This is a genomic window from Prevotella sp. P4-98 (assembly GCF_002251405.1).
Taxonomy (GTDB): domain Bacteria; phylum Bacteroidota; class Bacteroidia; order Bacteroidales; family Bacteroidaceae; genus Prevotella.
The window spans coordinates 1-1,442 of the sequence record NZ_NPJC01000052.1 but is presented as its reverse complement, the minus strand read 5'-3'; the positions used below and the strand labels follow the sequence as shown (position 1 = coordinate 1,442).

At 40.5% G+C, this 1,442-nt stretch carries 2 protein-coding genes; both read left to right on the top strand.

All coding sequences use genetic code 11. The annotated features are described in order from the left end of the window. The first annotated feature begins 46 nt into the window (after positions 1-46). The gene (locus CIK96_RS08000) at positions 47-580 is read left to right on the top strand and encodes a helix-turn-helix domain-containing protein (RefSeq protein WP_091964514.1); all 534 of its coding nucleotides are present in this window, start codon (positions 47-49) and stop codon (positions 578-580) included. Continuing rightward, positions 499-1,407, top strand: a complete 909-nt coding sequence (locus CIK96_RS07995; RefSeq protein ID WP_144007509.1) for an IS3 family transposase — start codon at positions 499-501, stop codon at positions 1,405-1,407. Before CIK96_RS08000 ends, CIK96_RS07995 begins: the two co-directional genes overlap by 82 nt. Positions 1,408-1,442 lie beyond the last annotated feature (35 nt).

The window sequence follows — 1,442 nt, the reverse complement described above, 5'->3', positions numbered from 1 at the left end:
TGAAATGCACCCCTAAAGTTAGACATAAAGCTTTTAGAGGTACATTATGAGTAGTTTTCATTCATTAAAAGAAAGATTAGAAACAGTATTAAAGGTAAAGTCTGGCGTACCCATCGTCCAGTTATGCAAAGACCTACACACAGGGCGTGATCAGATTCTCGAGTGGGTACGTCGTTATGATGAACAAGGAGAGGCTGGTTTAGTACGTCATAAGACCTACAGGCAGATTTCTTGTGCAGAAAAAGAACATTTAGTTCGTTTGTATCTGGAAAAAGACTTATCTTTGCGCGAGATTTACACCTCCGCAGACATCAGTCGCACTAATCTTGAGACATGGGTACGTATAGTCCGTAATAGAGGTTACAGTGCGTTGTATGAGGTTAAGCGCCGAGGTCGGAAGCCAAAAGACATGAAGCAGCAAAAGCAAGAAAAGTATGACTCCAAAGCAGAATTAGAGCGACTGCAGGCTGAAAACCTTCGCCTGAGAGCAGAGAATGCATTGCTAAAAAAAGCGAAGGCCTTGATGGAAGAAGAGGAGTCCAGGCTCAGAGGTTCTGGACGCAAGTCATCCAAGCATTAAGGCCGGAGTTTGGACTCAACATACTGTTGGAGATTAATGGGATGGCACGTTCCGTGTTCTACTACCACTTGAAGAAACTTAAAGAAGGTGTGGATAAGTACAAACACGAAAGAGAAGAAATTAAAAGTATCTTCCATGAGCATAAGGGCCGCTATGGCTATAGACGGATAACGGCAGAAATGCGGAACAGAGGATACGTCATTAACCACAAAACGGTGCAGCGCATCATGAAGTCAGAGAATTTGAAATGCCAGATACGCAAGGTAAAATACCGCTCTTATAAAGGAGAGGTTGGTCGTATTGCTCCTAATATACTGGAGAGAGACTTTAAGGCTAGTTCGCCTAATCAGAAATGGGTAACTGATGTTACTCAGATAAATATAAAGCAAACCAAACTATACCTTTCTCCTTTATTAGATCTCTTCAATGGAGAAGTGATCTCTTACAATATTTCTACTACACCCAATTTGGAGCAGATACATGACATGCTGGATAAGGCTTTTGCCAAAGTCAATCATCTGAAAGGCCTTATTATACACACTGACCAGGGATGGCAGTACCAGCATTACGGATATTGCAGAAAACTACAAAGCCATGATATCATCCAAAGCATGTCAAGGAAAGGAAACTGCTTAGACAATGCTGTGGCTGAGAATTTCTTTGGGATAATGAAGTCGGAACTGCTATATGCAGAAAACTTTGATTCCCCAGAAGAATTTATCAAGGCTTTAGAAGAATATATTGACTATTATAACAATAAAAGAATAAAAATCAAGTTAAATGGTATGAGTCCAGTACAATACAGAATGACTCAATTAAATACGTAAATGTTTAACCCGTCCAACTTCTTGGGGTCACTTCA

Excerpts from the sequence above, each read along its gene's own strand:
- CIK96_RS08000 (WP_091964514.1), top strand. The coding sequence starts at position 47 with ATGAGTAGTTTTCATTCATTAAAAGAAAGATTAGAAACAGTATTAAAG.